We start from the raw sequence: 24,275 nt of genomic DNA, 5'->3' as shown, positions 1-24,275 counted from the left end.
CTTCGCGCTTGCGTTGTCGATCACGGGGACCGGGTTGTTGATCACCACAGGCTCGCTCCGATCAGGCGACGGGAGATGAAGTTGGCGGAGACGACGAGGATGAGCCCGATCACGGCCTCGAAGATGCCGATGGCTGCGGCATAGCTGAAGCTCCCGGACTGGATGCCGACGCGGTACAGATAGGTGGAGATGACGTCGGCGGTGTTGTAGATCGCCGGGTTGTAGAGCAGCAGGATCTTCTCGAAGCCGACGGCCATGAAGCTGCCGATGTTGAGGATGAGCAGCGTGATGATCGTGGGACGGATGCCCGGCAGCGTCACGTGCCAGATCTGCCGGATGCGGCTGGCTCCGTCGATGCGAGCCGCCTCGTAGAGGCTCTCGTCGATCGTCGTGAGAGCGGCGAGGTAGAGGATGGTGCCCCAGCCGGCGGTCTGCCAGATCTCGCTGATCACGTAGATGGCGGGGAACCAGGCAGGGTCTTGAAGGAACTCGATCTTGTGCATGCCGAACACGCTCAGCAGCTGATTGATCGATCCGGTCGCCGAGGTGAGCTGCATGATCATGCCGGCGACGATGACGATCGAGAGGAAGTGCGGCAGGTAGGTCGTGGTCTGCACGAACCTCTTGAATCCCCGGTTGCGCACCTCGTTCAGGAGCAGAGCGAGGATGAGCGGCACCGGGAACCCGAAGATCAGGGTGAGACCGCCGAGCATGATCGTGTTGCGGAAGACCTGCCAGAACGACGGGTCCGAGAGGAACATCGTGAAGTTGTCGAAACCGACCCAGCCTTCGCCGAAGATGTTCCCGCCCGGCACGTAGTTGCGGAACGCGATGATGTTGCCGGCCATCGGCACGTAGCGGAACACCACGAACCAGATCACGGGCAGCACGAGCAGCGAGTAGAGCTGCCAGTTGCGCCACCACGGGGTGCGTCGACGTTGCCGGCGCGCTTTCGGCGCTGGCTCGGCAGCGGTGTCCGCGCGTGGCGTCACCATGGTGCTGGTCATGCGCATCGTCCCTTCTCGTCACTCGTGCGATGAGGGGACTGCGCCACCGCACTGTGGTATTCCGAACTGGATCGCTTCCGGACCGTGATCGTTTCGGTTCAGTTACCGAAAGTCGTTTCGATCGGATATCGAAAGTGAAGCTAACCCAGGATCGTTCGCGGTGTCAACCGGTAAGCGCTTGCCGTGCCCCCAGTACGGGTGCGGGGGCCGTTCGAACGAAAGCAGCGACGCATCCGTGAGCACCGGCAAGACCGCGTAATCACGCGGAAGTGCGCACGTCGTACCGCATTACAGGCGCATCGGCCTCGTCCCGCTGGATGATGGCAAACCGCGGCATCCGTTTGCCATCGAGATGTTCAGCGCGTGGCGCGCGCCCGCTTCCCGGCCTTTCGCGGTGCCGCGTCGGAGTCGAATGGCACCGCGCTTCCCCGCTCCACGAGAAACGTCGGAAGCTCGAGGCGCTGCGCTCCGCGCACGCCCGCGCCCGATTCCTGCACCAGGCGCACCGCTTCCGCGGCCATTTGCGCCAGGGGTTGGTGGATCGTGGTGAGCGCGGGCGCGAGATGCTTGCTCAGCACCGTGTCGTCGAATCCGATCACCGACAGCTCGGAGGGAATGCGGATGTCCCGCTCCCTGGCCGCCTCGTACAACCCCGCCGCTTGCTGGTCGGAGCTGGCGAAGATGGCGGTAGGACGCTCCTTGAGATCGAGCAGTTCCCCGCCCGCACGGTGGCCGTCGCTGATCAGAAACTCGGCCTCGACCACGAGTTCGTGCCGGTAGGGGATGCCTGCCCGCCGCAGAGCCGCGGCGTAGCCCTCCTGCCGCTCAAGGGCATTGTCGAGATCGCCTCGCCCTGCCAGCAGGCCGATCCGGCGGTGCCCCAGCTCTACGAGCCGGTTCGTCGCCTCGTAACCACCTGACCAGTTGGTGGCGCGGATCGCGGGGAACTGCCACTTCTCCGCGTGTGGCGGATCCACGAGGACCACCGGGATCGTCAAGGTCGAGAGCGCCTGGAGTATCTCGTTCCCACGGCTGGGCAGCGCGGCGATCACACCGGCCGAGCGCCGTGTTCTGATGGCCTCGATCCAGCGATCGAGGGAGAAGTTCTCGTGCACGGAGCTCGTGATGATCATGGCGACCTCGCGCGCGGCAGACTCGCGCTCTGCGCCCTTGATGAGCTCGATGGCCCATGCCGAGTCCGCGCCCTCGATCAGGAACTCGACAGCGCCGGAGGCGTTGGAGATGCCGCGTCTGCTCTGGTATCCGGTTGCCTCGAGCGCCGCGAACACCTTGTCGCGCGTGGCCGCAGCCACATCGGCCTTGCCGTTGAGCACCTTCGACACCGTGGGAATGGAGACCCCGGCGTGGGCGGCGACGTCGGCCAACGTGCTCTTCGATCCGGCCATATGAACTTCCTCCTTGACGAGGCTCGGCGTGCGCGGGCCCCGGCAGTACCTCGTTGGCCGGCTCGAACACGTTTCGTTCGAGCCCATTCTTGACGACGGACATGAGCCGCCGTAGGCTGCCGTTCCGATAATCTATCGAAAAAGTTGCGGACTGGGCGTCGTCCGACTCCGATCAACGATGATTCTAGGGAAGGCCAATACCCGTCATGAGCGCGAAATCACCGCGATCGCTGGGCGTCGTACACGATGTCGACCGGGAGTTCCGTGTCGTTTCGGAAGCCGTAGGCGCCGGAACATCCGTCGAACTCATGCGCTACGTCTACGCGCCGACGGAAGCCCAGTTCGAGTCTCCGCGTCCGTACGTGCATCCGTTGCGAACGCCGAGCGGGCGCCTGGTGTCGGTGTTCCGCCCGTGGGATCACGTGTGGCACAAGGGGATCACCATGGCACTGCCCAACGTCGGCCCTGACAACTTCTGGGGAGGCGCCACCTACACGCGCAAGGTCGGCTGGTACGCGGATCTGAAGAACAACGGTTCGCAGGATCACGACGAGGTTCTCGAGACCGCTGTCGGCGAAGACCACGCCGTGTTCAAGCACGCTCTCGTCTGGCACCGGCAGCCCAGTGACGGTTCCCCGGTGGGAGCAGCGGTCTTCACCGAGACGCGAACGCTCACCGCGACACTCGTGCCGGAGCAGGATGCCTGGGTGCTCGGCTGGCTCAGCGTGCTCACGAATGTGTCCGGCGCGCCGATCGAGATGGGATCGCCCACCACCGAAGGCAGGGAGAACGCCGGCTACGGCGGTCTGTTCTGGCGCGGTCCGCGTTCGTTCACCGGCGGAGCGCTCATCGCGTCGAACGGCGTGACCGGCGAAGACGTTCGCGGAACCCGCGGCGAGTGGGCAGGGTTCTGCGGCCGGCACGACGACGTCGACGGCTCGTCCACTGTGGTGTTCGTCGACCGCACTCCCGATCAGGACCTCGACACGAAGTGGTTCGTGCGCTCCGAACCGTTCGCCTGCATCAACCCCGCGCCGTTCTTCGACCGGGTACGGGTGGTCGACGTGGCCGAGACGATCGAGCTGCACCACGCGGTGGTGATCGCAGACGGGGAATCGGATGCCTCACGGATGGCGGAGCTGGCGGCTGCCGTCGGGCGGGCGGACGGTCGTGCCCGCGCGCAGGCTGGTGCCGATGCGACGAACCCACGAGGCGCCGACGCGGCCGAGCTGGCGGAGGTGCGCTGAGATGACAACCGGCGAGAACACCGCTTCTGCACCCGGCAACGCGCCGACCAGGCGACGGATCACCACCGAGAGCCCGCTCCGCATCGGCGTCGTGGGCACCGGCGGCATCGCCCGCGTGCACGCGGAGGGCGTGCAGCGGCTGGAAGGGCGAGCGCGAATCGTCGCCGCGTGCGACATCGACGCAGACCGGGTGCGCGAGTATCAGCGTGCGTGGGACGTGCCCATCGGCACGACGACCCTGGACGAGATGCTCGAAGCCGCCGACCTCGACATCGTGCACCTGTGCTCCCCGCCCGGCCTGCACAAGGAGCAGGCGATCGCGGCGCTGCGGCGAGGCATCCACGTGCTCAGCGAGAAGCCGCCGGCGCTGTCGCTGGCGGAGCTCGACGAGATCGCGGAGGCGGAGCGCGAAGGGGGCGCCTGGTTCGCGACAGTGTCCCAGCACCGGTTCGGGGCGAGGGCGCTGTGGTTGCGCGACCGCGTGGCCGACGGCGCCTTGGGGCGCCCGCTCACCGCGGTGTGCGACACGCTCTGGTACCGACCCGACTCCTACTTCGACGTTCCGTGGCGCGGCAAGTGGGATGTCGAAGGCGGCGGCCCGACGATGGGGCACGGCATCCACCAGATGGACACCATGCTCTCCATCCTCGGCCCGTGGTCGCAGGTGGTCGCGGTCGCCGCGAGGCAGGCGCGGCCGGTGATCACCGAGGATGTCTCGCACGCGATCGTGACACTGCAGAACGGTGCGGTGGCGAGCGTCGTGAACAGCCTGCTCTCGCCCCGGGAGACGAGCTATCTGCGTTTCGACTTCGAGTACGCCACGGTCGAGCTCGAGCACCTGTACGGGTATTCGGACGACTCCTGGACCATCACGCCGGCGCCCGGTCACGAGGATGCGGTCGCGGATGCCTGGGCTCAGGGCCCCGCAGGATTCGGCAGCGGACACTCGGCCCAGTTCGCCGCGATCATCGCCGCGATCGAACGCGATGAGCCTCTGCCGGTGCGGCTCGAGGATGCCCGCAACACGCTGGAGCTCATCGCCGGCATCTACGCGTCGGCGTTCACGGGTGCACGCATCGACTCGGGGGAGCTCGACGTGGCGTCGCCGTTCTATCGCAGCATGGCCGGAAGCGGCGCACCGTGGGCAGAAGAGGCGGGCAGGAGCGCTTCCGCTCGCGTCGATCGCGACGGCACCGCCGAGGAGGCGGTCGCGTGACGAGCGATGGCGTGGTGACCGAGCCCGACCCTGCGGGCATGGGCACACTGCGGCGCCGCACCCTCCGCCTGGGCTGTGCCGTCGACGCACGCGCGCTCGACGACGACGCGTACAGCAGCACAGTCGCCCGGCTCTTCGACCTGGTCACGCCCGAGAACGCGCTGAAGTTCAGTCCGCTGCGACCCGACCGGGAGACATACGACTTCGGTACGGCCGACCGCGTGATGGAGTTCGCCGAATCGCACGGCTTGGCGGTTCGCGGCCACACTCTCGCGTGGCACAGCCAGCTCGCAGACTGGGTCGCGGAGACGCCCGAAGCCGAGCGGGAAGGCATCCTGCGCGATCACATCCGCACGGTCGCCGGACGCTATCGCGGGCGTATCGAACAGTGGGATGTCGTGAACGAGGCACTGGATGACGACGCCCAGCCGCGCACGTCGCCGTGGTTCGAGGCGATGGGCATCGACTACATCGCCGACGCGTTCCACTGGGCGCACGAAGCGGATGCGTCCGCACGGCTGTACCTGAACGACTACAACGTCGAAGACCTCTGCCCGAAGAGCGACGCCTACTACGAACTGGTGCAGCGGCTGCTGGCCGATGGCGTGCCGGTGCATGGCTTCGGGGTGCAGGGCCACCGCATCGTCGGCGACCCGCCGAGCACCATGCGCGAGAACCTGCAGCGGTTCGCCGACCTCGGGCTCGAGGTCGCGCTGACCGAGGTGGACGTGCGGATGCCCGTGGCCGAGTCCGGGCATCCCTCAGGCGAGCAGCTGGCCGCGCAGGCCGACGGCTATCGGTCCATGTTCGACGCCGCGCGGGCGGTCCCTGGGTGCACGGCTTTCGTGCTGTGGGGGCTGAGCGACGCGCACTCCTGGATTCCCGACACGTTCGCCGGCTTCGGCGCTGCGCACGTGCTCGACGAATCACTGCAGCCGAAGCCCGCGTTCGATGCGGTCTTCTCAGAGCCGGTAGGTGCTGCACCGTTCGTGAACGGGCCGGAGCTGCGATGACGGATGCCCAGGGCGCGGCATCCGGGCACCCGGATGGATCGGGGCAGGAGGCCGCCGAGTGGGCCGCCGCTCTGTCCAGGGGCCTGCCAGGGGGGATCGGAATCTCGCGCCTGCGGGTCTACGACTGGGAGGCGTCCGACGGACTGCGTGGCGGGTCGCCGCACCTGCACACCGCATCCACCGAGGGATACGTCGTGCTCGGCGGCCACGGCGCGGTCGAGACACTGAGCTCCCAGGGGCTGCAGCGCACAACCCTGGAGCCGGGCGCCGTGGTCTGGTTCACGCCGGGCACCGTGCACCGGCTCATCAACGCCGACGGAGCACTCGACATCCTCACGCTGATGTCGAACGCGGGCCTACCCGAGGCCGGGGATGCCGTGCTCACGTTCCCGCTCGAGGTTCTGCGCGACCCGGCGCGGTACCGCGAGCATGCGACGCTGCCCGCGCACGGCGACCAGGAGACGATGGCTGCCGCAGCACGGGCCCGCCGCGACCTCGCGCTGGAGGGCTTCGCTCAGCTGCGCGATCGCGCTGCGGACGACTTCGACGGCGCGCTCCGCGACCTCTACACCGCCGCTGCGGCGCTCGTTGCGCCCCGGGTCGCGTTCTGGGAGCAGATCGTCGCAACGGGACCCGGCGCCGGCTTGGATGCCACCGCACGGCAGCTCTCATCCCTCGCCGCCGGTGACCCAGGGCAGCTGGGGCTCAGTGGCATCCGCTCGGTACGTCCCGACGGCCCAGAGCGCTGGGGCATGTGCGGACACCTCACCGTGTGGAATGCCGGGGCGCACTGACAGGGCTGACAGGCGGCACCACACGGCAGCAACGCCGGCTCGACTGGAGATCCTGCACCCCTGAACCACAGCACAGCTCATCATTCAAAGGAGAAGATCGATGGCGACGAAGCCATTCAGCACCCCCATCACCCGCCGCACGTTCGTGGCGGGCGGCATCGCGGCAATTCCGGTCGCGATCGGACTTGCCGAACTCCCGGGCGCCCCCGCAGCCGCGGCCGATCCCCGGGCGTTCCTGGTCGACCCGCACGAGCAGCACCAGGTCATCCGTGGATTCGGAGGGATGAACCACACCGCGTGGATCGGCGACCTCACGCCCTCGCAGCGGAACACGGCATTCGGCAACGGCCAGGACGACCTCGGGCTGACCGTTCTGAGAATCCCGGTCCCCGAAGACCGCGCGGACTGGGGCCTCGATCTGGCGACTGCTCAGACTGCCGCGAGCAAGGGAGCCCTCGTCTTCGCGTCGCCGTGGAATCCGCCAGCGGATCTGATCGAGCTCTTCGAGCGCGACGTGGTCCCTCAGGGCAGCAAATATCAGGCAGAGGCCGGCAGTCTGGTCAACGCTCATGTCGCGTCGGCCGTCTCGGGCTTCGAGGGCACGGGATACGTGGACTTCGACGCGAGCACCGGGGCAAGCGTGCAGTTCGACGGCGTCTTCGTCGGCTCGAAGGGAACGAAGAACCTCGCTTTCCGCTACTGCTCGCCAGGACGCGACACGCACCTCGACATCACGGTCGCGGGCACTCTGGTCGCGCAGAACGAGCTGTTTCCGGCGACGTCGAACGGCGACTGGGAATGGCACTCGATCCAGGTGCCCATGACGCCGGGCCAGTGGAGCGTGGTGGTCGCGACGTCGGGCGATGGCGGGCCGTCACTCGACGAGCTGATGGTCGCGGCCTACACGCCTCCCGCCCAGTCCAGGCGCTTGCGCTACGACGCCTACGGCGCGTACGCGCAGCACCTGAACGACTTCGTGCACTTCTATCGCGACAACGGCGTTCAGCTCTACGGCATCTCGGTGCAGAACGAGCCGGACTACGCCTACGACTGGACCTGGTGGACGCCGGCGGAGATGACACGCTTCCTGCGCGACTATGCGGGATCGATCGATACGCGGGTCATCGCTCCTGAGTCCTTCCAGTACGTCAAGTCGCAGTCCGATCCGATCCTCGACGACCCGGCCGCGCTCGCGAACCTCGGCATTCTCGGGGCACACCTCTACGGCACACCGTATGCAGACTTCCCGTACCCGCTGTTCGAAGAGAAGGGTGCGGGCAAGGAGCTCTGGATGACGGAGGTGTACTACCCGAACAGCTCGAGCTCGGCGAACCTCTGGCCGGAAGCATTGGAGGTGGCCGAGCACGTGCACCACGCGATGGTCGACGCCCAGTTCCAGGCGTACGTGTGGTGGTACATCCGCCGCAGCTACGGGCCGATCCTCGAGGACGGCACGATCAGCAAGCGCGGCTACATGCTCGCGCACTTCACGAAGTTCGTCCGGCCCGGATTCACTCGCATCGAGGCGCCGAAGGAGGCCCAGGCGGGAGTGCTGACCTCCGCGTACGCCAGCGAAGACGGCGGCCTCGTCATCGTCGCCGTCAACACGACGACAAACACGGCGACCCAACCCATAGCCGTGCATGGACACGTCGTGAAGGCTGTGAAGTCGTGGATGACGGATGCCACGCGCAACCTGGAGCAGCAGCCGGACGTGGCAGGCCGCGGCACCGATTTCGTCGCCTCGCTGCCCCCGCAGAGCGTGACGACGTTCGTCATCGCGTGATCAGTACCTCCGCGAGCAAGTAGAGAAGGCCGGTCGCGCGCACGTGCTGGCGCGCGACCGGTCAGACGAGGTCCAGCTCCACAGTCACGTACGAATGGGGCGGCATATCGAGCTGGAGCCCGTGCCCGAACGCGTCCTGGGTTCGCGCAACGTGGAAGTCCCGCACGGTCACCGCTTCTGGGGCCGTCGCTGTGTTGTGCGCGTTGAGCTCGTCCGAGGTGAGGATCCGGCCGCGCACATCGGTGACCGTGCGGCCACGCAGGTCGAGGACCACCGTGGCGGAGTCCTCTGCGGCGAGGTTCGTGACCGAGACCAGAGCCTTGTCGTCCTTCGTCGATGCCGACGCGGACACCGTGGACAACTCGACTCCATCCACGTCGTGGACGGGGACGCCCGAAAGATGCGTGGGCAGCGCCTGCGCATCGTGGTGGCCGACGTTCATCGCGAAGGCGTGATAGGTCGGCGTGAGAATGAGCTGGTTGGTCTGCGGATCGGTTAGCACGACGGATTGCAGCACGTTCACGGTCTGCGCGATGTTGGCCATGGCCAGACGGTCCGCATGACGGTGGAACGCGTCGAAGTGCACGGTCGCTACGAGAGCGTCGCGCATGGTGTTCTGCTGGTAGAGGAAGCCCGGGTTCGTTCCGGGTTCGACGTCCCACCAGGTGCCCCATTCATCCAGCACCAGGCCGATGTTCCGCGCCGGATCCTCGACGTCCATGATCGCCGAGTGCCGGGAGATGACCTCCTCGACCCGGGCGGCGCGCACCATTGTGGAGTAGTAGCCGTCGGCATCGAAGCCTGTTGCGGTGCCGCGACCCCGCCAGTTGCCGCCCGGCACGGTGTAGTAGTGCAGCGAAATGGCCTCGAATGGATGCCCGCCAGAGGGCCCCTTCGCCGCCTCCATCAGCGCTTTCGTCCAGAAGTACGCCTCAGCGTCTGCGCCGGCGGCGATCCTGTAGAGGCGATTGTCGGCATGGTTGCGCAGATACGTCGAGTACTGCCTCGCCAGGTCGGCGTAGGCCTCCGCCCGCATGTTGCCGCCGCAACCCCACGGCTCGTTGCCGATGCCCCAGAACGGAACCTTCCATGGTTCGTCGCGACCGTTGCTGCGGCGCAGTGCTGCCATCGGTGAATCGTCGCCGCGGGTGAGGTATTCCACCCACTCGCTCATCTCCTGCACTGTGCCGGACCCGACGTTGCCATTGACGTACGGTGCTGCGCCGAGAAGCTCGCATAACGCCATGAATTCATGCGTGCCGAAGTGGTTGTTCTCCACGACATCGCCCCAGTGCGAGTTCACCATTCGCGGACGTTGCTCCCGCGGTCCGACCCCGTCGCGCCAGTGGTACTCATCGGCGAAGCATCCTCCCGGCCAGCGCAGGTTGGGGATCCGCAGGTCGCGCAGCGCATCGACGATGTCGGTGCGAATGCCGCCGGTGTTGGGGATGTCCGAGTCGTCGCCGACCCAGAACCCGTCGTAGATGCACCGTCCGAGGTGCTCCGCGAAATGCCCGTACAAGTGCCGGCTGATCGTCGCGCCGGGGATGTCGAGCTCGATCACGGCGCGCGTGGGGGAATGCATAGGTCTCCGATCGGTGGGTCTCGGCGCTCAGGTCGCGGCAACACCCTACGGTGTGCGGTGCTCGCGGTGCGCGCTACGGCTCGCCAGCCTAAGCGCGATCGGGTCAGTGCTGCAACGTTGCAGAAATCTTGTCCGGATCTCTTGCGCGCGCATCCTCCCCCGTGTTTATCTTTCCTGCAACGTTGCACGCCTGGTGGATGCGCACAGACCGCGACGTCGGCAGTGAGACCGCATGAACTCGCTGCATGGGCTCAGCGAAGTGGCCGAGCCGTCTCGTGATTCCGCACTGGAGAGGAATTGTTGTGAGAAGCAGAACCCGTCTGGCAGCCGCAGCTGTCGTGACAACGGCAATCGTCGCGTCCCTAGTGGGATGCTCGTCTGGAGGGTCCGGATCGTCGTCGGCGAGCAAGGACTTCACGTTCTGGTCGTTCACCGGGATCAACGCGAAGGCGGACGTCCAGGCCTATGAGAAGGCGCACCCCGGCGTCCACATCAAGCTGACCGAGGTGGGCAGTTCCACAGATACGGCGCAGGCGCTGACCACGGCCCTGGCCGGTGGCAAGGTGCCGGACCTCGTGCTGATCCAGGCAGCCGACCTGCCGAAGTTCGTCGAGAATCCCGACAACTTCGTCGATCTCAACACCTTGGGTGCGAAGAAGCTCAAGCCCGACTACGCGCCAGCGATCTTCTCCCAGTCCGTCGCCGCAGGTGGGCAGGTTCTGGGAGTGCCGACGGATGTCGGCGGCCTCGCACTGTCGTATCGCAAGAGCCTGTTCGCGGCAGCGGGGCTGCCCACCGACCCCGACCAGGTCGGCGCGCTCATGCCGACGTGGCAGGACTTCCTCAAGGTGGGCAAGGAGTACACGGCGAAGACGGGGAAACCCTTCGTGGACAACGCCGAGACCTCGATCTTCTACCAGGAGATCGGCCAGGGATCCGAACAGTTCTACAACAACCACACACGCAAGCTCGACTACACGAACTCCCAGGTGAAATCGGCATTCGACACAGCGCTTCAGGCGGTGGATGACGGCATCACCGCCAATCTGACGTCATTCTCCACAGGCTGGGCCGCTGGTCTCCAGAAGGGTGCATTCGCGACCGTTGCCACCCCGTCCTGGATGCTCGGGACGTTGAAGACGGATGCGCCGGCCACCAAGGGAGACTGGGCGATCGCGAAGATCCCCGGCGGATCGGGCAACTGGGGCGGAAGCTATCTCGCCATCCCGAAGCGAGCCGCCCATCCGCAGGCAGCATGGAACTACATCAAGACGTCGCAGTCGCCCGAGTCTCAGCTGCAGCACTTCTTGACGAGCGGTTCGCTTCCCACGACTACCGCCAACTACACCAACCCGAAGCTGCTCGGGTCGACGGATCCGTTCTTCTCGGATGCCCCGACGGGCAAGATCTTCACCGAGGCAGTCGCGAACATGAAGTCGTTCTACGTCGGCCCTGATTCCGGGCAGATCGGCACGGACTTCTTGAACACGATCATCAATGTCGAGAACAAGAAGATCTCCTCGGCTCAAGCCTGGTCGAGCGCGCTCTCGGCGATCAAGCAGGACGTCGCCAAGTAGGAAAGGTGCGGAACGCCGCGGCGGGGTCAGATCTCGCCGCGGCATCCGACCGCGAGACATCACCATGACTGTCACCGCCACTCGCCGCCTCCGGCCGCGCTCACGTATCCGAGAGAGCGTTTTCGAGCGCTCCGCGCCTTACGTCTACGTCGCGCCGTTCTTCCTTCTGTTCGCCGTCTTCGGACTCTTCCCGATGGCGTTCACGTTCGTGATCTCGCTGTTCGACTGGAATCCGATCGGCACGAAGACCTTTATCGGATTCGAGAACTTCACGACGCTCTTCTCCGACCCACGGTTCTGGAACGCCGCGGGCAACACCCTGTCGATCTGGATCATGTCGACGGTGCCGCAACTGATCATCGCCCTGGGACTCGCCCACCTTCTGCATTTCGCACGACTGCGGTTCGCGAACTTCTTCCGGATGTCGCTGCTGGTGCCCTACATCACATCCGTCGCTGCAACGGCGATCGTGTTCGCCCAGCTCTTCGACACCCACTACGGATTGATCAACTGGGTTCTGACCTTGATCGGCGGCAGCCCTGTGAACTGGCTGGCGGGTCAGTTATCGAGCCAGTTCGTCATCGCGGTCATGGTGATCTGGCGCTGGTCCGGCTACACGACTCTGCTCTACCTGGCCGGCCTGCAGTCGATCCCGAAAGAGATGTACGAAGCAGCGTCCGTCGATGGGGCGAGCGGATGGCGACAATTCACATCGATTACGATTCCGTCGCTGCGCCCGATCATCATCTTCACCATCATCACGTCGACCATCGGCGGTCTGCAGATCTTCACCGAGCCTCTGCTGGTGAATTCAACGGGCGGGCTCACGTGCGGAGCGGGCCGACAGTGTCAGACGCTCACTCTGTATCTCTACGAGCAGGCGTTCGGCGACTACAAGTTCGGGTACGGCGCCGCCATCGGCGTCGCCCTGTTCATCATGGTCGTCGTCATCGCAGCCATCAACTTCGCACTCTCCACGCGCATGAAGGGATCCCGCTCATGACCGGGACGACGGCAGAACTGACGGCGGCGGCAGACGTTTCGCCCGCGACGCCGGATTCGGGTCGACGCGATCGCGTGCGCGGGCGCCGCGGACGCATCGGCAAGGTCAGCTGGTGGGTGTACGGAATCCTGCTCCTTGCCGCGGCCGGAAGCATCTTCCCTCTGTATTGGATGTTCGTGGTCGCCTCGACGAATTCGGCGGCGGCCAGCCAGATGCCACCGCGTGTCATACCCGGTGGCAACTTCGCGCACATGGTCGGGGTCGTCTTCTCGACCGTGCCGTTCGCGCAGTCGATCCTGAACAGCGTCATCATCGCCGGGGTGGTCGCGTGCGGACAGGCCGTGCTCTGCGCGCTCGCGGGGTTCGCCTTCGCCAAGCTCCAGTTCCGCGGCCGCAACGCCTTGTTCGTGACCGTCTTGCTGACGATGACGGTGCCGGCGCAGCTTTCGATCATCCCGCAGTACATGATCATCAGCTCGTTCAATTGGGTGGACAGCCTCCAGGGCGTGATCTTCCCGGCGCTCGCCAGCGCCTTCGGCATCTTCTGGATGCGCCAGCACCTCGCCAGCACCATGGACGACGAGCTCATGGGTGCTGCACGGATCGACGGCGCAAGCAGCTGGCAGATCTTCTGGCGCATCGCCTTCCCGATCGTCAGGCCGGCGGCCTTCGTGCTCGGGTTGCTCGGCTTCGTTGCCAGCTGGAACGACTTCCTGTGGCCCTTCATCGTGCTGAAATCACCGGAGAACTACACGGTGCAGATCGCCATCCAGGCGCTCCAGAAGAGCTACACGGTCAACCTGGGGTTGGCGATGACGGGGTCGTTTCTCGCCACGATCCCGCTGCTGTTGGTCTTCTTCTTCGTTGGACGCAGACTGGTTGCTGGGATCATGGACGGGGCCTTCAAGGGATGAGACCCACGCATTCTCCGCCCGGGCCTTGATCGCTCCGATGGCCGAACACCCTGCAGAGGAGGAAAGTGGCAGCCACGTTACGTGATGTCGCTCGTCTGGCTGGAGTCTCCTTCCGCACGGTCTCGAACGTCGTCAACGGCTACCAGTACATCAGCGACACCACGCGGTCCAAGGTCGAGGCGGCGATCGAGGAGCTGAACTACCGGCCGAACTACTCGGCACGGAGCCTTCGTCTCGGCCGGAGCAATCTCATCGGGCTTGCCGTTCCAGCCCTCACGCAGGGATACTTCGCCGAGTTGACGTCGGAGATCATCGACACGGCGCGGGCCCGCGGAATCATCGTCCTGACCGAACAGACGAACTTGTCACGCGAGCTCGAGATCGACGCGCTCCAAGGCAGCCGACGGCAGATCACCGACGGGCTGATCATCGACCCGATAGCGCTGACATCGGAGGATGCCGACCAATTCGTGACCCAGCGACCTGTGGTCGTGCTCGGCGAGAACGTGTTCTCGCCGAGCGTCGACCACGTCACGATGAAGAACGTGGAGGCTGCTGCCGCCGCGACGGAGTATCTGATCGGCTTGGGACGACGCAGAATCGCTCTGATCGGTACCACTTCCCCGGGCGGCGTGACCATGGGAACCTCAGCACTCCGCACTCAGGGGTACCGGCAGGCGCTGGCTGCCCACGGCATCCCGCACGATCCCTCCCTGGAGCTGCCGGTCGGCGTGTGGGGTCGCGAGGACGGCGTGGCCGCCATCAGGTCCCTGATCAAAGCGGGTACGCCATTCGACGCCGTGTTCGCTGTCACCGATCTGCTTGCGCTGGGCGCACTGCACGAGTTGAATGCGGCGGGGCTCGACATACCGGACGACGTCGCGGTCATCGGATTCGACGATCTCTCCGATGACGTCTACGCGACACCGAGCCTCAGCTCCGTCGATGCGGGCAGGCGCAGCGTTGCTGCGCTCGCCGTGGACACCTTGATGGACCGGATCGCAAACCCTGACCGTCCTCCGGTCTATCGTGAGGTGGATTTCGCGATCGTGGAGCGCGAGTCCACCCGGCGGCATTCTTGAGGCGGTGCACGGCATCCGTCCCGGCAGCGTGAGCCTGCCCTGACGACAAGCACGATGAGGAGCACTGTGCCACACCCCGAACACGATCCGAGACCTCGCAGGCAGCTCGTGCTGGACCGCCCGGCTGCAAGCTTCCTCGAGGCATTCCTGCTCGGAAACGGCTGGCTGGGTGCCAGCGTTCACGGCAGAACCGGTACCGAGCGGATCGACTTCAACGCCGACACACTCTGGTCCGGTGGTCCTGACCTGTCATCCGCCAGAGTCGCCGATACGGCGACCATGGCATCCCTCCGCAGCGCGATCGCTCTACGCGACTTCACGCTGGCGAATGAGCTGGGTCGGTCCCTCCAGGGCGATCGCTTCTGCCAGTCGTATCAACCCGTCGGGGCGATCGAGTGGGAGTACTCATCGCGGCGCCGCTCCGGCCCGTTTCCCGGCTCAGCCGCGGCTTCCGGTCCTGGCTCTGGTTCCGGCAGCAGTTACGGCGGCAGCTACCGCGGCACTGAGCACTACGAACGCAGGCTCGATGTCGGCACCGCCACGGCGACGGTCACCTATGCCGACGCCGGAGCCGAGATCACGGTTCTCTCGTTCTGCAGCGCACCGGCCGGAGTCTTCGTCATGCACGCCACGGGTGACGTGGTGCCGACCGCTCCCGTGTTCACCAGCGAACACCCGGACGTGAGAGAGCAGCTGGAGTCCACCGGGGAGGGGACGATCCTGACCGCTGTGGGACGTGTCCCGGCCCACATCCTCCCGAACTACGTGACGGACGACTCGCCGATCGTCTACGCGACGGACGAGCCGGACGACGCTGGGCTGGTCGACGCCGGCATGGGCTTCGCGCTCGTTGCGATGTCCATGGCGGACCCCGACGGCGGATGCAGGCTGATCGTCTCCGTCGAAACAGGGTTCCGCGGATTCGACCAACGGCCCTCCGCCGATACCGTCGCGCTCGCGGCCGTCGCGCGCGCCCGAGTCGAAGCGGCATCCCACCGGACGACGGAGAGCATGCTGGCCGAGCACGTGACCGACTATCGGCGGCTGTTCGATCGCGTGCGACTCCAGGTGGCCGCCGACACCGGTCGTGAGCAGGATCAGCAGCGAGTAGATCGCGAAGTGCTGTACTTCGACTTCGGCCGCTACCTTCTCATCTCGTGTTCTCGCCCCAGCACGCAGGCGGCGAACCTGCAGGGAATCTGGAACGTCGACCGGCGGCCCGGATGGAGCTGCAACTACACCACGAACATCAATCTCGAGATGAACTACTGGGGCGCCGAACGACTGGGACTCCCCGAGACCGTCGAGCCTCTCCTCTCCTTCATCGCCGAACTCGCGAGCCGGGGACGGCGCATCGCGAGGGGGATCTATGGGGCGCGCGGCGCTGCAGCACACCACAACTCCGACCTCTGGCGGTTCGCCGAAGCGGTGCCGGGAGACCCGCAGTGGTCGAACTGGCCATCGGCTCTGCTGTGGCTCTCCGCGGCGGTCTGGGAGCACCGGGCGTTCGGGGCACGGGACGCGGATGACCTGCTCGATGACATCCTCACCGCATCGGCAGAGTTCGTGCTCGACATGCTCGTGCCCGATGACGACGGGAATCTCGTCATCAGCCCCTCCACGTCGCCGGAGCATTCGTTCATCTCCGAGCACGGTGCGCGTGCCGCGATCTCCGCAGGCACGACGATGGACCAGGAGCTGGCGCACGAGGTGCTGACGCGCGTCGTCCGGGTGTCGAACGATGCAGCACTCATCGGCCGTGCAACGGCCGCTCTCGAACGGCTCGCATCTCCGGGCATCGGAAGCCACGGCCAACTGCTCGAATGGGCAGACGAGCGGATCTCGGAGGAGCCCGGCCACCGCCACCTCTCTCACCTCTTCGGGGTCTTCCCGGGCGAGCGGATAAGCGCAGGGAACGAACCCGAGGTCCTGAACGCAGCACGTGTCGCACTGCGCGACCGACTCGCGGCAGGCGGCGGGTACACGGGGTGGAGCCAAGCATGGGTGCTGTGCCTGGCGGCACGACTCGGCGACCGCGAGCTGGTCGGCGTCGCCATCGACAAGCTCATCCACGAGCTGGCTTCTCCGTCGTTGCTCGACCTGCACCCCGACGACAGTCGGCCGGAGGGCTCGCTCTTCCAGATCGACGGCAACCTGGGTGCCACGGCGGGAATCGCGGAAGCACTCGTCTCTGGCACGAGCGCTGGTGTCGCACTGCTCCGAGCTCTCCCGCTGGACTGGAGCAGCGGCGAGGTGTCTGGGCTGCACTTTCCGGGAGGGAGTTGCACGCGCTTGAGGTGGGAGGATCATGCGCTTGTGGAGGCCGGAATCCTCACGTTGAATGCCGGGCCACTCGTGGTCGAGGTGCCCTCCGACGCGCTGTCCACCTTCACCGTGGAGGATGCGGCCGGCGAATCGGTACCGTTACTGGCCTCCGCGGAGCGCTCGACCCGGCGTGTCCGGCTCACCTGGAATACGCGTGCTGAAGGGCTCTATCTCCTGCGGAGGCAGCCGCACCGAGAGGATGCCGAGCGGCCGGGGACCCGCGCGTGAAAATCATCGCCAAGAATTTGTGACTACGCGAAAATTCCTGCCAAAACTCCTTGACACCCGGATGGGAGGGGAGAAATCTCGTCAGGGGTACCCGCAATGTTGCGGGTCGTTGAAGGAGCAAGCATGAATCACTCATCGTCCGAGCCGGACAACGCCCCTCAGTCCCCCGCCACCGGCGCCGCGTTCTCCCGCGGACCCGGTATGTCCCGCCGGGCGGTGCTCACCGCTGGGGTCGGAGCGGTCGCGGGAATCGCCCTCGCCGGAGCCGGCCTCGGAGCCGCAGCCCTTCCGGCATCCGCCACTCCGCCGTGGTGGGCGAAACTGTCGCTGCGCCAGCAGGCCGGCCAGCGCGTCATCTACTCGTATCCAGGCCTCACCCCTCCGCAGTCCCTCTTCGACGCGATCGCCGCAGGCGAGGTGGGCGGCGTGATCTTCTTCGGCGAGAACATCGCTACAGACCTCACCCAGATCGCCGGCGTGGTCGCCGACCTGCGCGCGGCGCAGGCATCCTCTCCGGTCAAGGAGCCGCTGCTGTTCATGACCGACCAGGAGGGTGGCTACATCCGCAGGCTGCGTGGACAGCAGCCGATCCTGTCCGAGAAGCAGATCGGTCTGCAGCCGGACCCGGATGCCGCAGCCACCGCAGCGGGAGCGGGCGCGGCTGCCGCGCTCCGCAACGTGGGCATGAACCTCAACCTCGCCCCGGTGCTCGACGTGTTCCGCACTCCGGGCGACTTCGACGACCAGTGGCAGCGTTCGTACAGCTCGGATCCGGTGCTCGCCGGCCGCCTGGGGGCCGACATGGTCACCGCCCAGCAGGGCGCGGGCGTGGCAGCGACGGCGAAGCACTTCCCAGGACTGGGCGCCGCGACCCAGGCGCAGAACACCGACCTCGGGCCGGTCACTCTCACCCAGCCGCTGAGCGAGCTGCGCGGAGTCGACGAGTTCGCGTTCTCCCCCGCGATCGCGGCGGGAGTGCAGCTCGTGATGACCTCGTGGGCGATCTACCCCGCGATCGACGCGACGTATCCGGCCGGCCTGTCGACCACGATCGTGCAGGGCGAGCTGCGCGGACGCCTCGGATTCGGCGGTGTGACGATCACGGATGCCCTCGAGGCCGGCGCCCTGGATGCGTTCGGAGACACCGGTGCCCGCTCGCTGCTCGCCGCAGAGGCAGGAATGGACCTGCTGCTGTGCTCTGCCCGCGACATGAGTCAGGGACAGGATGCCCTCGACTCGATCACCACGGCCGCCGGCGACGGCACGCTGAACCCCGGTCACTTCAAGCAGGCGCTGCGCCGTGTGCAGTCGCTGCGCGCGAGCCTGTTCTGATCCAAGGCGACCGCACGCCCGCCCGTGACGGCGAGAGTGCATGCCCGCCCCGAGAGCGTGGGGTTTACCCGCTGTCTCGGGGCGAGTGTGCAGTCTCGCGGTGAGCAGCAACCTCGGACCCACCAGGCGACGCCTGCGAATTATTGTGAACGTATGTCCGTGCTCTCCATCGTCATCCTGCTGCTGATGGTCGTCGCCCTGATCGACGCCATCCGCATCGACGACAGCCGGGTGAAGTACATGCACAAGATCGTGTGGATCCTGCTGATCATCTTCATCCCGCTGATCGGAATCGTGCTGTGGTTCGCGCTGGGACGATCGTACGAGGGCGCTTCGCGACCGATCCGGATGCCCCGGCGCCGGCCGCAGGCATCCGCGCCACGGATGTCCGCCCCGATGGGCACGGCGACAGTCACCGTGCAACCGGTGCCATCCCGCGACGGACGCTCGACCGAGCAGCAGCTGGCCGATCTCGAACGGGAGATCGAGGAGGACAAGCGTCGTCGCGCCGCTCTGGAGCAGCGTCGTAACGACGACACCGGCACCCCCGCCGCCTGAGCCGAGGACCTGCGCCGCGGCTTGAGTGTCAGTCCGCGCCGAGATCGAACGCGGCCGCCTCGTTCGCGGCGTCCACTTCGGCCTGCTCGGTCGATTCGCCCGGGCCTGCGCTGATCTCGCCCGCCTCGCCCGCGCCGAGGTCGCCGACCAGCAGCGCGGTCGCGCCGCTGATCACGCCGGACGCCGAGTACTGCTCGAGCCGGGCACGGGAGTCGGCGATGTCGAGGTTGCGCATCGTGAGTTGGCCGATGCGGTCCTCCGGCTCGAACGCGGCATCCCCCACCCGCTCCATCGACAGCTTGTCGGGGTGGTAGCTCAGCGCCGGCCCGCTGGTGTCGAGGATCGAGTAGTCGTCGCCACGCCGCAACCGCAGCGTTACCTCGCCGGTCACTGCCGAGCCGACCCAGCGCTGGATGCTCTCCCGCAGCATGAGCGACTGCGGATCGAACCAGCGGCCCTCGTACATCAGCCGGCCGAGCCGGCGGCCCTCGTTGTGGTAGTTCGCGACGGTGTCTTCGTTGTGGATCGCGTTGAGCAGGCGCTCGTAGGCGATGTGCAGGAGCGCCATACCCGGCGCCTCATAGATTCCGCGGCTCTTCGCCTCGATGATGCGGTTCTCGATCTGGTCGCTCATGCCGAGCCCGTGTCGTCCGCCGATGGTGTTCGCCTCCAGCACGAGAGCGACCGGGTCGTCGTATTCGACGCCGTTCAGCGCGACCGGGCGTCCCTGCTCGAACCGCACCCGAACATCCTCTGCGGCGATCTGCACGTCGTCACGCCAGAACGCGACCCCCATGATCGGCTCCACGATGGTCATCGGGGTGTCGAGCTGCTCGAGCAGCTTCGCCTCGTGCGTTGCGCCCCAGATGTTCGCGTCGGTCGAGTACGCCTTCTCGACGGATGCCCGATACGGCAGATCACGCGCCTGCAGCCACTCGCTCATCTCCTTGCGTCCACCGAGTTCGGAGACGAAGTCGCGGTCGAGCCACGGCTTGTAGATGCGCAGACGCGGGTTCGCCATGAGGCCGTAGCGGTAGAACCGCTCGATGTCGTTGCCCTTGTAGGTGGATCCGTCGCCCCAGATCTCGACGCCGTCCTCGAGCATCGCGCGCACCAGCAGTGTGCCGGTGACGGCCCGCCCGAGCGGGGTGGTGTTGAAGTACGTCTTGCCGCCGGAGCGGATGTGGAACGCGCCGCACTGCAGTGCGACGAGTCCCTCCTCGACCAGAGGGAGCTTGCAGTCGACGAGCCGGGAGAGCTCAGCCCCGTACTGTGCCGCGCGACCGGGAACGGCTTCGACATCCGGCTCGTCCGGCTGACCGAGGTCGGCAGTGTAGGTGCAGGGGATCGCACCCTTCTCACGCATCCACGCGACGGCGACGGACGTGTCGAGGCCACCGGAGAACGCGATGCCGACGCGTTCGCCGACGGGAAGGGATGCGAGGACTTTGGACATGCCTTCAAGAATATGGGGCGTCGAGCCGAGCATCCGCCGCGAAGAAGTTCGCGACCCATGTCGACTTCCGTGCGCGAGAGGCGACGCGATAGTAAGAGGGTGCAAGCGCATCCCACGACGAACGAGGAGACAACCATGAAGTACATGCTGATCATGCGAGCCACCGACGCCGCCAAGGAGGCGTACGAGGAGATGGACTTCAACGAGGTCATCACCAGGATGGGGCAATACAACGAGAAGCTCGTCAAGGCCGGCGTGCTGCTGGCCGGCGAGGGACTGTCGGACGACGTCGACACGACCGGGTTCGTGGTCGACTTCTCCAGCACGCCGCCGGCGGTGACAGACGGCCCGTACGGGGAGACGCACGAGCTGTTCAACGGGTTCTGGATCCTCCAGGTGAACTCCAAAGAGGAGGCCGCCGAGTGGGCGAGCCGTTGCCCGCTCGGTCCCGGCTCGAAGCTCGAGGTGCGCAGGGTGACCGGCGAGAGCGACTTCGCCGACTTCGCCGACAACGAGTACCTCCAGAAGGAAGCCGAGTGGCGCGCGGCGGCCGAGAACGCCTGACGAGCGCGACGTAGGGGCAGCCATGAACAAGATCCCGGCGAGGGTCGACGCCGTCTGGCGTATCGAGAGCGCACGCATCGTCGCCACGCTCGCCAAGGTGACCGGCGACGTCGGCCTCGCCGAGGATCTCGCACAGGAAGCACTCGTCCAGGCGCTGCAGCAGTGGCCGCGGGACGGCGTTCCCGACAACCCCGGCGCTTGGCTCACGGCGGTGGCCAAGCGTCGTGCGATCGACCAGTGGCGTCGCGGAGAACGACGCGACGACCGCTATCGTGCGATTGCGGCGACGCTTGAGACGGCATCCGAGGATGTCTGGGAGCCGATCGACGACGACGTGCTGCGGCTCGTCTTCACGGCCTGCCACCCGGTGCTCTCGCGCGAGGCGCAGGTGGCGCTCACGCTCCGCATCGTCGCGGGCCTGAGCACGGAGGAGATCGCGCGCATGTACTTCGTGCCGGTTGCGACCGTTCAGCAGCGCATCGTGCGGGCGAAGAAGACGATCGCGGAGGCCCGTGTGCCGTTCGAGACGCCGGATCCTTCGGAGTGGAAGGCGCGTCTCGATGGAGTGCTGAGCGTCGTGTATCTGGTGTTCACCGAAGGATATGCGGCGACATCCGGAAGCGAGTGGATGCGCGCTGATCTGGCGAATGAGGCGCTTCGCCTCGGCCGCATGGTCGCCGGGCTTCTGCCGCGGGAGCCGGAGGTGCACGGCCTCGTCGCGCTGATGGAGCTCCAGGGGGCGCGGTTCGGGGCACGTACGCATTCGGACGGCACCCCCATCCCGCTGGTCGAGCAGGACCGGACCCGCTGGAACCGGGCCCAGATCACTCGTGGGCGAGCGGCGCTCGCCCGGGTCGACGCGCTCGGTCGCGGACGAGGCCCCTACGCGCTGCAGGCCGCGATCGCGGAGTGCCATGCGATCGCTCCGAGCGCGGACCAGACCGACTGGGCCCGCATCGTGCTGCTGTACGAGGCACTCGGCCGGCTCGCGCCGAACCCGGTCGTCGAATTGAACAGGGCCGCCGCCGTCGCGATGGCGACGGGTCCGGCGACTGCGCTGCAGATCGTCGACCGCCTGGCAGAGCAGGGCGCGCTCCGCGGGTCGCACCTGTTGCCGAGTGTGCGCGGTGAGTTGCTCGCACGGCTGGGCCGCACCGACGAGGCGGGGTCCGAGTTGCGGGCGGCTGCTGCGCTCGCCGGGAACGAGCGGGAGCGCGAGTTCCTGCTCGCGAAAGCCGCGCGACTCTGAGACCGGGCCCCGCGCACCCGCCGTGCTGGAGCCCCTCGCCGACCCGGGCTACTCAGGCAGCGTGACCACCTGGCCGGCGAAGGCGAACCCGCCGCCGAAACCGAACAGCAGAGCTCGGCCACCACGCGGGAGTTCGCCGCGGTGCCACGCCTTGGAAAGTCCGAGCGGTACGCTGGCCGCCGACGTGTTGCCGGACTCCTCGATGTCGTGGATCACGATCTGCTTGCCCGTCGCGCCGACCGCCTTCGCGAGTGGCTCGATGAGGCGCAGGTTGGCCTGGTGGAACGCGACGACGTCGATGTCGTCGATGGTCACGCCAGCGACTTCCAGTGCACGCCGCACGTGGGATGCGGCCTTCGTGAGTGCCCAGCGCATGATGCCCTGCCCGTCTTGCGAGAACACCTGCGGATCCCCGTCGATCACGACGGCGTTCGTCATGCCCGGCACCGAGCCCCACACCACTGGTGACACTTTGGGCTCGTCGGAGGCGACCAGCACTGCCGCGCCCGCGCCGTCAGCGGTGAGGATGCAGGTGCGCCGGTCGCTCCAGTCCGTCACGTCCGACAGTCGCTCGGCGCCGATGACCAGCGCGCTCTCTGCGGAGCCCGAGCTGATCGCCAGGTCGGCGATGGCGACGGCGTGCTCGAATCCGGAGCACGCGGTGTTGATGTCGATGACGGCGGGGCCGGGCATGCCGAGCGCGTCTGCCACGCGAGCCGCTGTGAACGGTGTGCGGTCGACGAGTGTCGTGGAGGCGAGAACGATGAGTGAGACCGAGTCGAGGCCGGCATCCTCTAGTGCCATGCGGGCCGCTTCGGTGGCCATGCTCGCGACGGTCTCCGAGCTGTCGGCGATGTGTCGCTCACGGATGCCCGTACGTGTGCGGATCCATTCGTCGCTCGTGTCGACGGTTTGCGCGAGCTCTTCGTTGGTGAGGATTCGTTTGGGCTGGTAGTGCCCGAATCCGGCCAGTCGTGATCCACGTGGAGTACGAGCGCTCATGTTGCGACTCTAGAGACCGGTGCATGCGCGTCGCAAAATACGTCGGTGCATGGACTGCGATAGCGCGATGCGGCTGACGCGACGTGGCGGTACGGCCGACGGGACTCGCGTTGTCGCTGGCACGGGCGGTTGATCGGTGGCGTGGTCGGGTGGTCCGGTGGCGCGCCGGTTGGCCTGGTGGCGTGGTCGGGGTGGTTCGGGGGCGCGCCCGTTCGTCCGGTGGCGCGGTCGGGTGGTTCGGGGTGGGCGGTTGGTGCGGTGGCGTGGCAGGCGTGGTTCCGGGGGCGGGCCGGTTGGTGCGGTGGCGTGGCAGGCGTGGTTCCGGGGGCAGGCCGGTTGGTCCTGTGGCGGGGCCGGCGTGGTTCCGGCGGGCCCGTTCGTCCAGCGGCGCGGTCGGGGTGGTCCGGGGGCGGGCCCGTTCGTCCGGTGGCGCGGCCGGCGTCGTTCCGGGGTGGTCCGGGGGCGGGCCCGTTCGTCCGGTGGCGCGGCCGGCGTCGTTCCGGGGTGGTCCGGGGGCGGGCCCATTCGCCTGGCGGCGCGGCCGGCGTGGTCCAAGGTGGTCCGCCGTGCCGCACGCCTGCCCGCTCGTGCGCGCCGCTGCCCGTTCCTGATGCTGCGGGCGACGCCCGCGCACGAAGCCTTATCCGGTTCGTTGGCGTACGTGTTCCCGGGTGGTGTTTTTCGGGTGCAGGGGTATCGGCGCCGCGCCCGTCTCGGGCGGGGGTATCAGTTCGTAGTCGGTGCCGTTTCGGCGAATGCGCCAGTGGTTGTTGTGCAGGTTGAGGTGATGGAATTTGCAGAGCACAGGCTGTCGCGTGAATCTTCTGGGCGGTGGGGGTGCGGGATTTGGTAGCGTTCGGCGTCTGGCTGGAGGGTGCCGGCTTGCCCGGTCAGGCGGGGGTGGCTGCTCGGAGTTTGAGGAGGTTGTGGG

Annotated in this window: 19 protein-coding genes; 14 read left to right on the top strand and 5 right to left on the bottom strand. The window is 66.9% G+C overall.

All coding sequences use genetic code 11. The features are described from left to right. Positions 1-41 precede the first annotated feature (41 nt). On the bottom strand, positions 42-1,007 hold the full coding sequence (locus ACYVII_RS12490) for an ABC transporter permease (RefSeq protein WP_460535491.1): 966 nt from the start codon (positions 1,005-1,007) through the stop codon (positions 42-44). Between the two features lie 356 nt (positions 1,008-1,363). After that, positions 1,364-2,413, bottom strand: a complete 1,050-nt coding sequence (locus ACYVII_RS12485) for a LacI family DNA-binding transcriptional regulator (protein WP_460535489.1) — start codon at positions 2,411-2,413, stop codon at positions 1,364-1,366. Positions 2,414-2,619: 206 nt separating this feature from the next. Between ACYVII_RS12485 and ACYVII_RS12480 the strand changes: the two genes are divergently transcribed. The 5 genes from ACYVII_RS12480 (at position 2,620) to ACYVII_RS12460 (ending at position 8,469) form a co-directional block, all read left to right on the top strand. Then, positions 2,620-3,660: a DUF6807 domain-containing protein gene (locus ACYVII_RS12480; protein WP_460535487.1), complete on the top strand. Its 1,041-nt coding sequence runs from the start codon at positions 2,620-2,622 to the stop codon at positions 3,658-3,660. Between the two features lies 1 nt (position 3,661). Further along, positions 3,662-4,876 carry a Gfo/Idh/MocA family protein gene (locus tag ACYVII_RS12475; RefSeq protein WP_460535485.1) on the top strand — a complete coding sequence of 405 codons (1,215 nt, stop codon included), beginning with the start codon at positions 3,662-3,664 and terminating at the stop codon, positions 4,874-4,876. Beyond that, entirely contained in the window at positions 4,873-5,889 is a 1,017-nt protein-coding gene (locus tag ACYVII_RS12470; RefSeq protein ID WP_460535483.1) for an endo-1,4-beta-xylanase, read from the top strand. The genes ACYVII_RS12475 and ACYVII_RS12470 overlap by 4 nt, the downstream gene beginning before the upstream one ends. Next, complete coding sequence (locus tag ACYVII_RS12465; protein WP_460535480.1) at positions 5,886-6,683, top strand: cupin domain-containing protein; 798 nt, start codon at positions 5,886-5,888, stop codon at positions 6,681-6,683. The genes ACYVII_RS12470 and ACYVII_RS12465 overlap by 4 nt, the downstream gene beginning before the upstream one ends. Positions 6,684-6,783: 100 nt before the next feature. Then, complete coding sequence (locus ACYVII_RS12460; RefSeq protein WP_460535477.1) at positions 6,784-8,469, top strand: glycoside hydrolase family 30 beta sandwich domain-containing protein; 1,686 nt, start codon at positions 6,784-6,786, stop codon at positions 8,467-8,469. Positions 8,470-8,530: 61 nt separating this feature from the next. Here ACYVII_RS12460 and ACYVII_RS12455 read toward each other — a convergent pair whose 3' ends face one another. After that, positions 8,531-10,054 carry an alpha-N-arabinofuranosidase gene (locus ACYVII_RS12455; protein WP_460535475.1) on the bottom strand — a complete coding sequence of 508 codons (1,524 nt, stop codon included), beginning with the start codon at positions 10,052-10,054 and terminating at the stop codon, positions 8,531-8,533. 302 nt (positions 10,055-10,356) lie between these two features. Between ACYVII_RS12455 and ACYVII_RS12450 the strand changes: the two genes are divergently transcribed. From ACYVII_RS12450 to ACYVII_RS12420, 7 genes are all read left to right on the top strand, one after another. Continuing rightward, positions 10,357-11,631: an ABC transporter substrate-binding protein gene (locus ACYVII_RS12450; protein WP_460535473.1), complete on the top strand. Its 1,275-nt coding sequence runs from the start codon at positions 10,357-10,359 to the stop codon at positions 11,629-11,631. Positions 11,632-11,695: 64 nt separating this feature from the next. Continuing rightward, positions 11,696-12,634 (top strand): carbohydrate ABC transporter permease, encoded by a 939-nt coding sequence (locus tag ACYVII_RS12445; protein WP_460535471.1) that lies wholly within the window; start codon positions 11,696-11,698, stop codon positions 12,632-12,634. Further along, on the top strand, positions 12,631-13,548 hold the full coding sequence (locus tag ACYVII_RS12440) for a carbohydrate ABC transporter permease (protein ID WP_460535468.1): 918 nt from the start codon (positions 12,631-12,633) through the stop codon (positions 13,546-13,548). Before ACYVII_RS12445 ends, ACYVII_RS12440 begins: the two co-directional genes overlap by 4 nt. A gap of 65 nt (positions 13,549-13,613) precedes the next feature. Then, positions 13,614-14,630: a LacI family DNA-binding transcriptional regulator gene (locus ACYVII_RS12435; RefSeq protein ID WP_460535466.1), complete on the top strand. Its 1,017-nt coding sequence runs from the start codon at positions 13,614-13,616 to the stop codon at positions 14,628-14,630. A gap of 66 nt (positions 14,631-14,696) precedes the next feature. After that, positions 14,697-17,183, top strand: a complete 2,487-nt coding sequence (locus ACYVII_RS12430) for a glycosyl hydrolase family 95 catalytic domain-containing protein (RefSeq protein WP_460535463.1) — start codon at positions 14,697-14,699, stop codon at positions 17,181-17,183. A 123-nt stretch (positions 17,184-17,306) separates the two neighbouring features. After that, entirely contained in the window at positions 17,307-18,515 is a 1,209-nt protein-coding gene (locus ACYVII_RS12425; protein ID WP_460535461.1) for a glycoside hydrolase family 3 protein, read from the top strand. A gap of 153 nt (positions 18,516-18,668) precedes the next feature. Next, complete coding sequence (locus tag ACYVII_RS12420) at positions 18,669-19,073, top strand: PLDc N-terminal domain-containing protein (RefSeq protein ID WP_460535459.1); 405 nt, start codon at positions 18,669-18,671, stop codon at positions 19,071-19,073. Positions 19,074-19,101: 28 nt separating this feature from the next. Here the strand turns inward: ACYVII_RS12420 and argG are convergent, their stop codons facing one another. Then, positions 19,102-20,529 carry an argininosuccinate synthase gene (gene argG / locus ACYVII_RS12415; RefSeq protein ID WP_460535458.1) on the bottom strand — a complete coding sequence of 476 codons (1,428 nt, stop codon included), beginning with the start codon at positions 20,527-20,529 and terminating at the stop codon, positions 19,102-19,104. 135 nt (positions 20,530-20,664) lie between these two features. Between argG and ACYVII_RS12410 the strand changes: the two genes are divergently transcribed. Then, positions 20,665-21,093, top strand: coding sequence for a YciI family protein (locus ACYVII_RS12410; protein WP_460535457.1), 429 nt, complete (start codon positions 20,665-20,667; stop codon positions 21,091-21,093). 22 nt (positions 21,094-21,115) lie between these two features. Then, positions 21,116-22,342 carry an RNA polymerase sigma factor gene (locus tag ACYVII_RS12405; protein WP_460535456.1) on the top strand — a complete coding sequence of 409 codons (1,227 nt, stop codon included), beginning with the start codon at positions 21,116-21,118 and terminating at the stop codon, positions 22,340-22,342. Positions 22,343-22,390: 48 nt separating this feature from the next. On the opposite strand, the gene ACYVII_RS12400 is transcribed toward ACYVII_RS12405, so the two are convergent. Continuing rightward, positions 22,391-23,344 (bottom strand): ketoacyl-ACP synthase III, encoded by a 954-nt coding sequence (locus ACYVII_RS12400; protein WP_460535454.1) that lies wholly within the window; start codon positions 23,342-23,344, stop codon positions 22,391-22,393. Positions 23,345-24,275 lie beyond the last annotated feature (931 nt).

The sequence above is a fragment of the Humibacter ginsengiterrae genome, assembly GCF_054780115.1.
The sequence above is the reverse complement of the archived record's forward strand: the minus strand, read 5'-3'. Positions and strand labels throughout refer to the sequence as shown.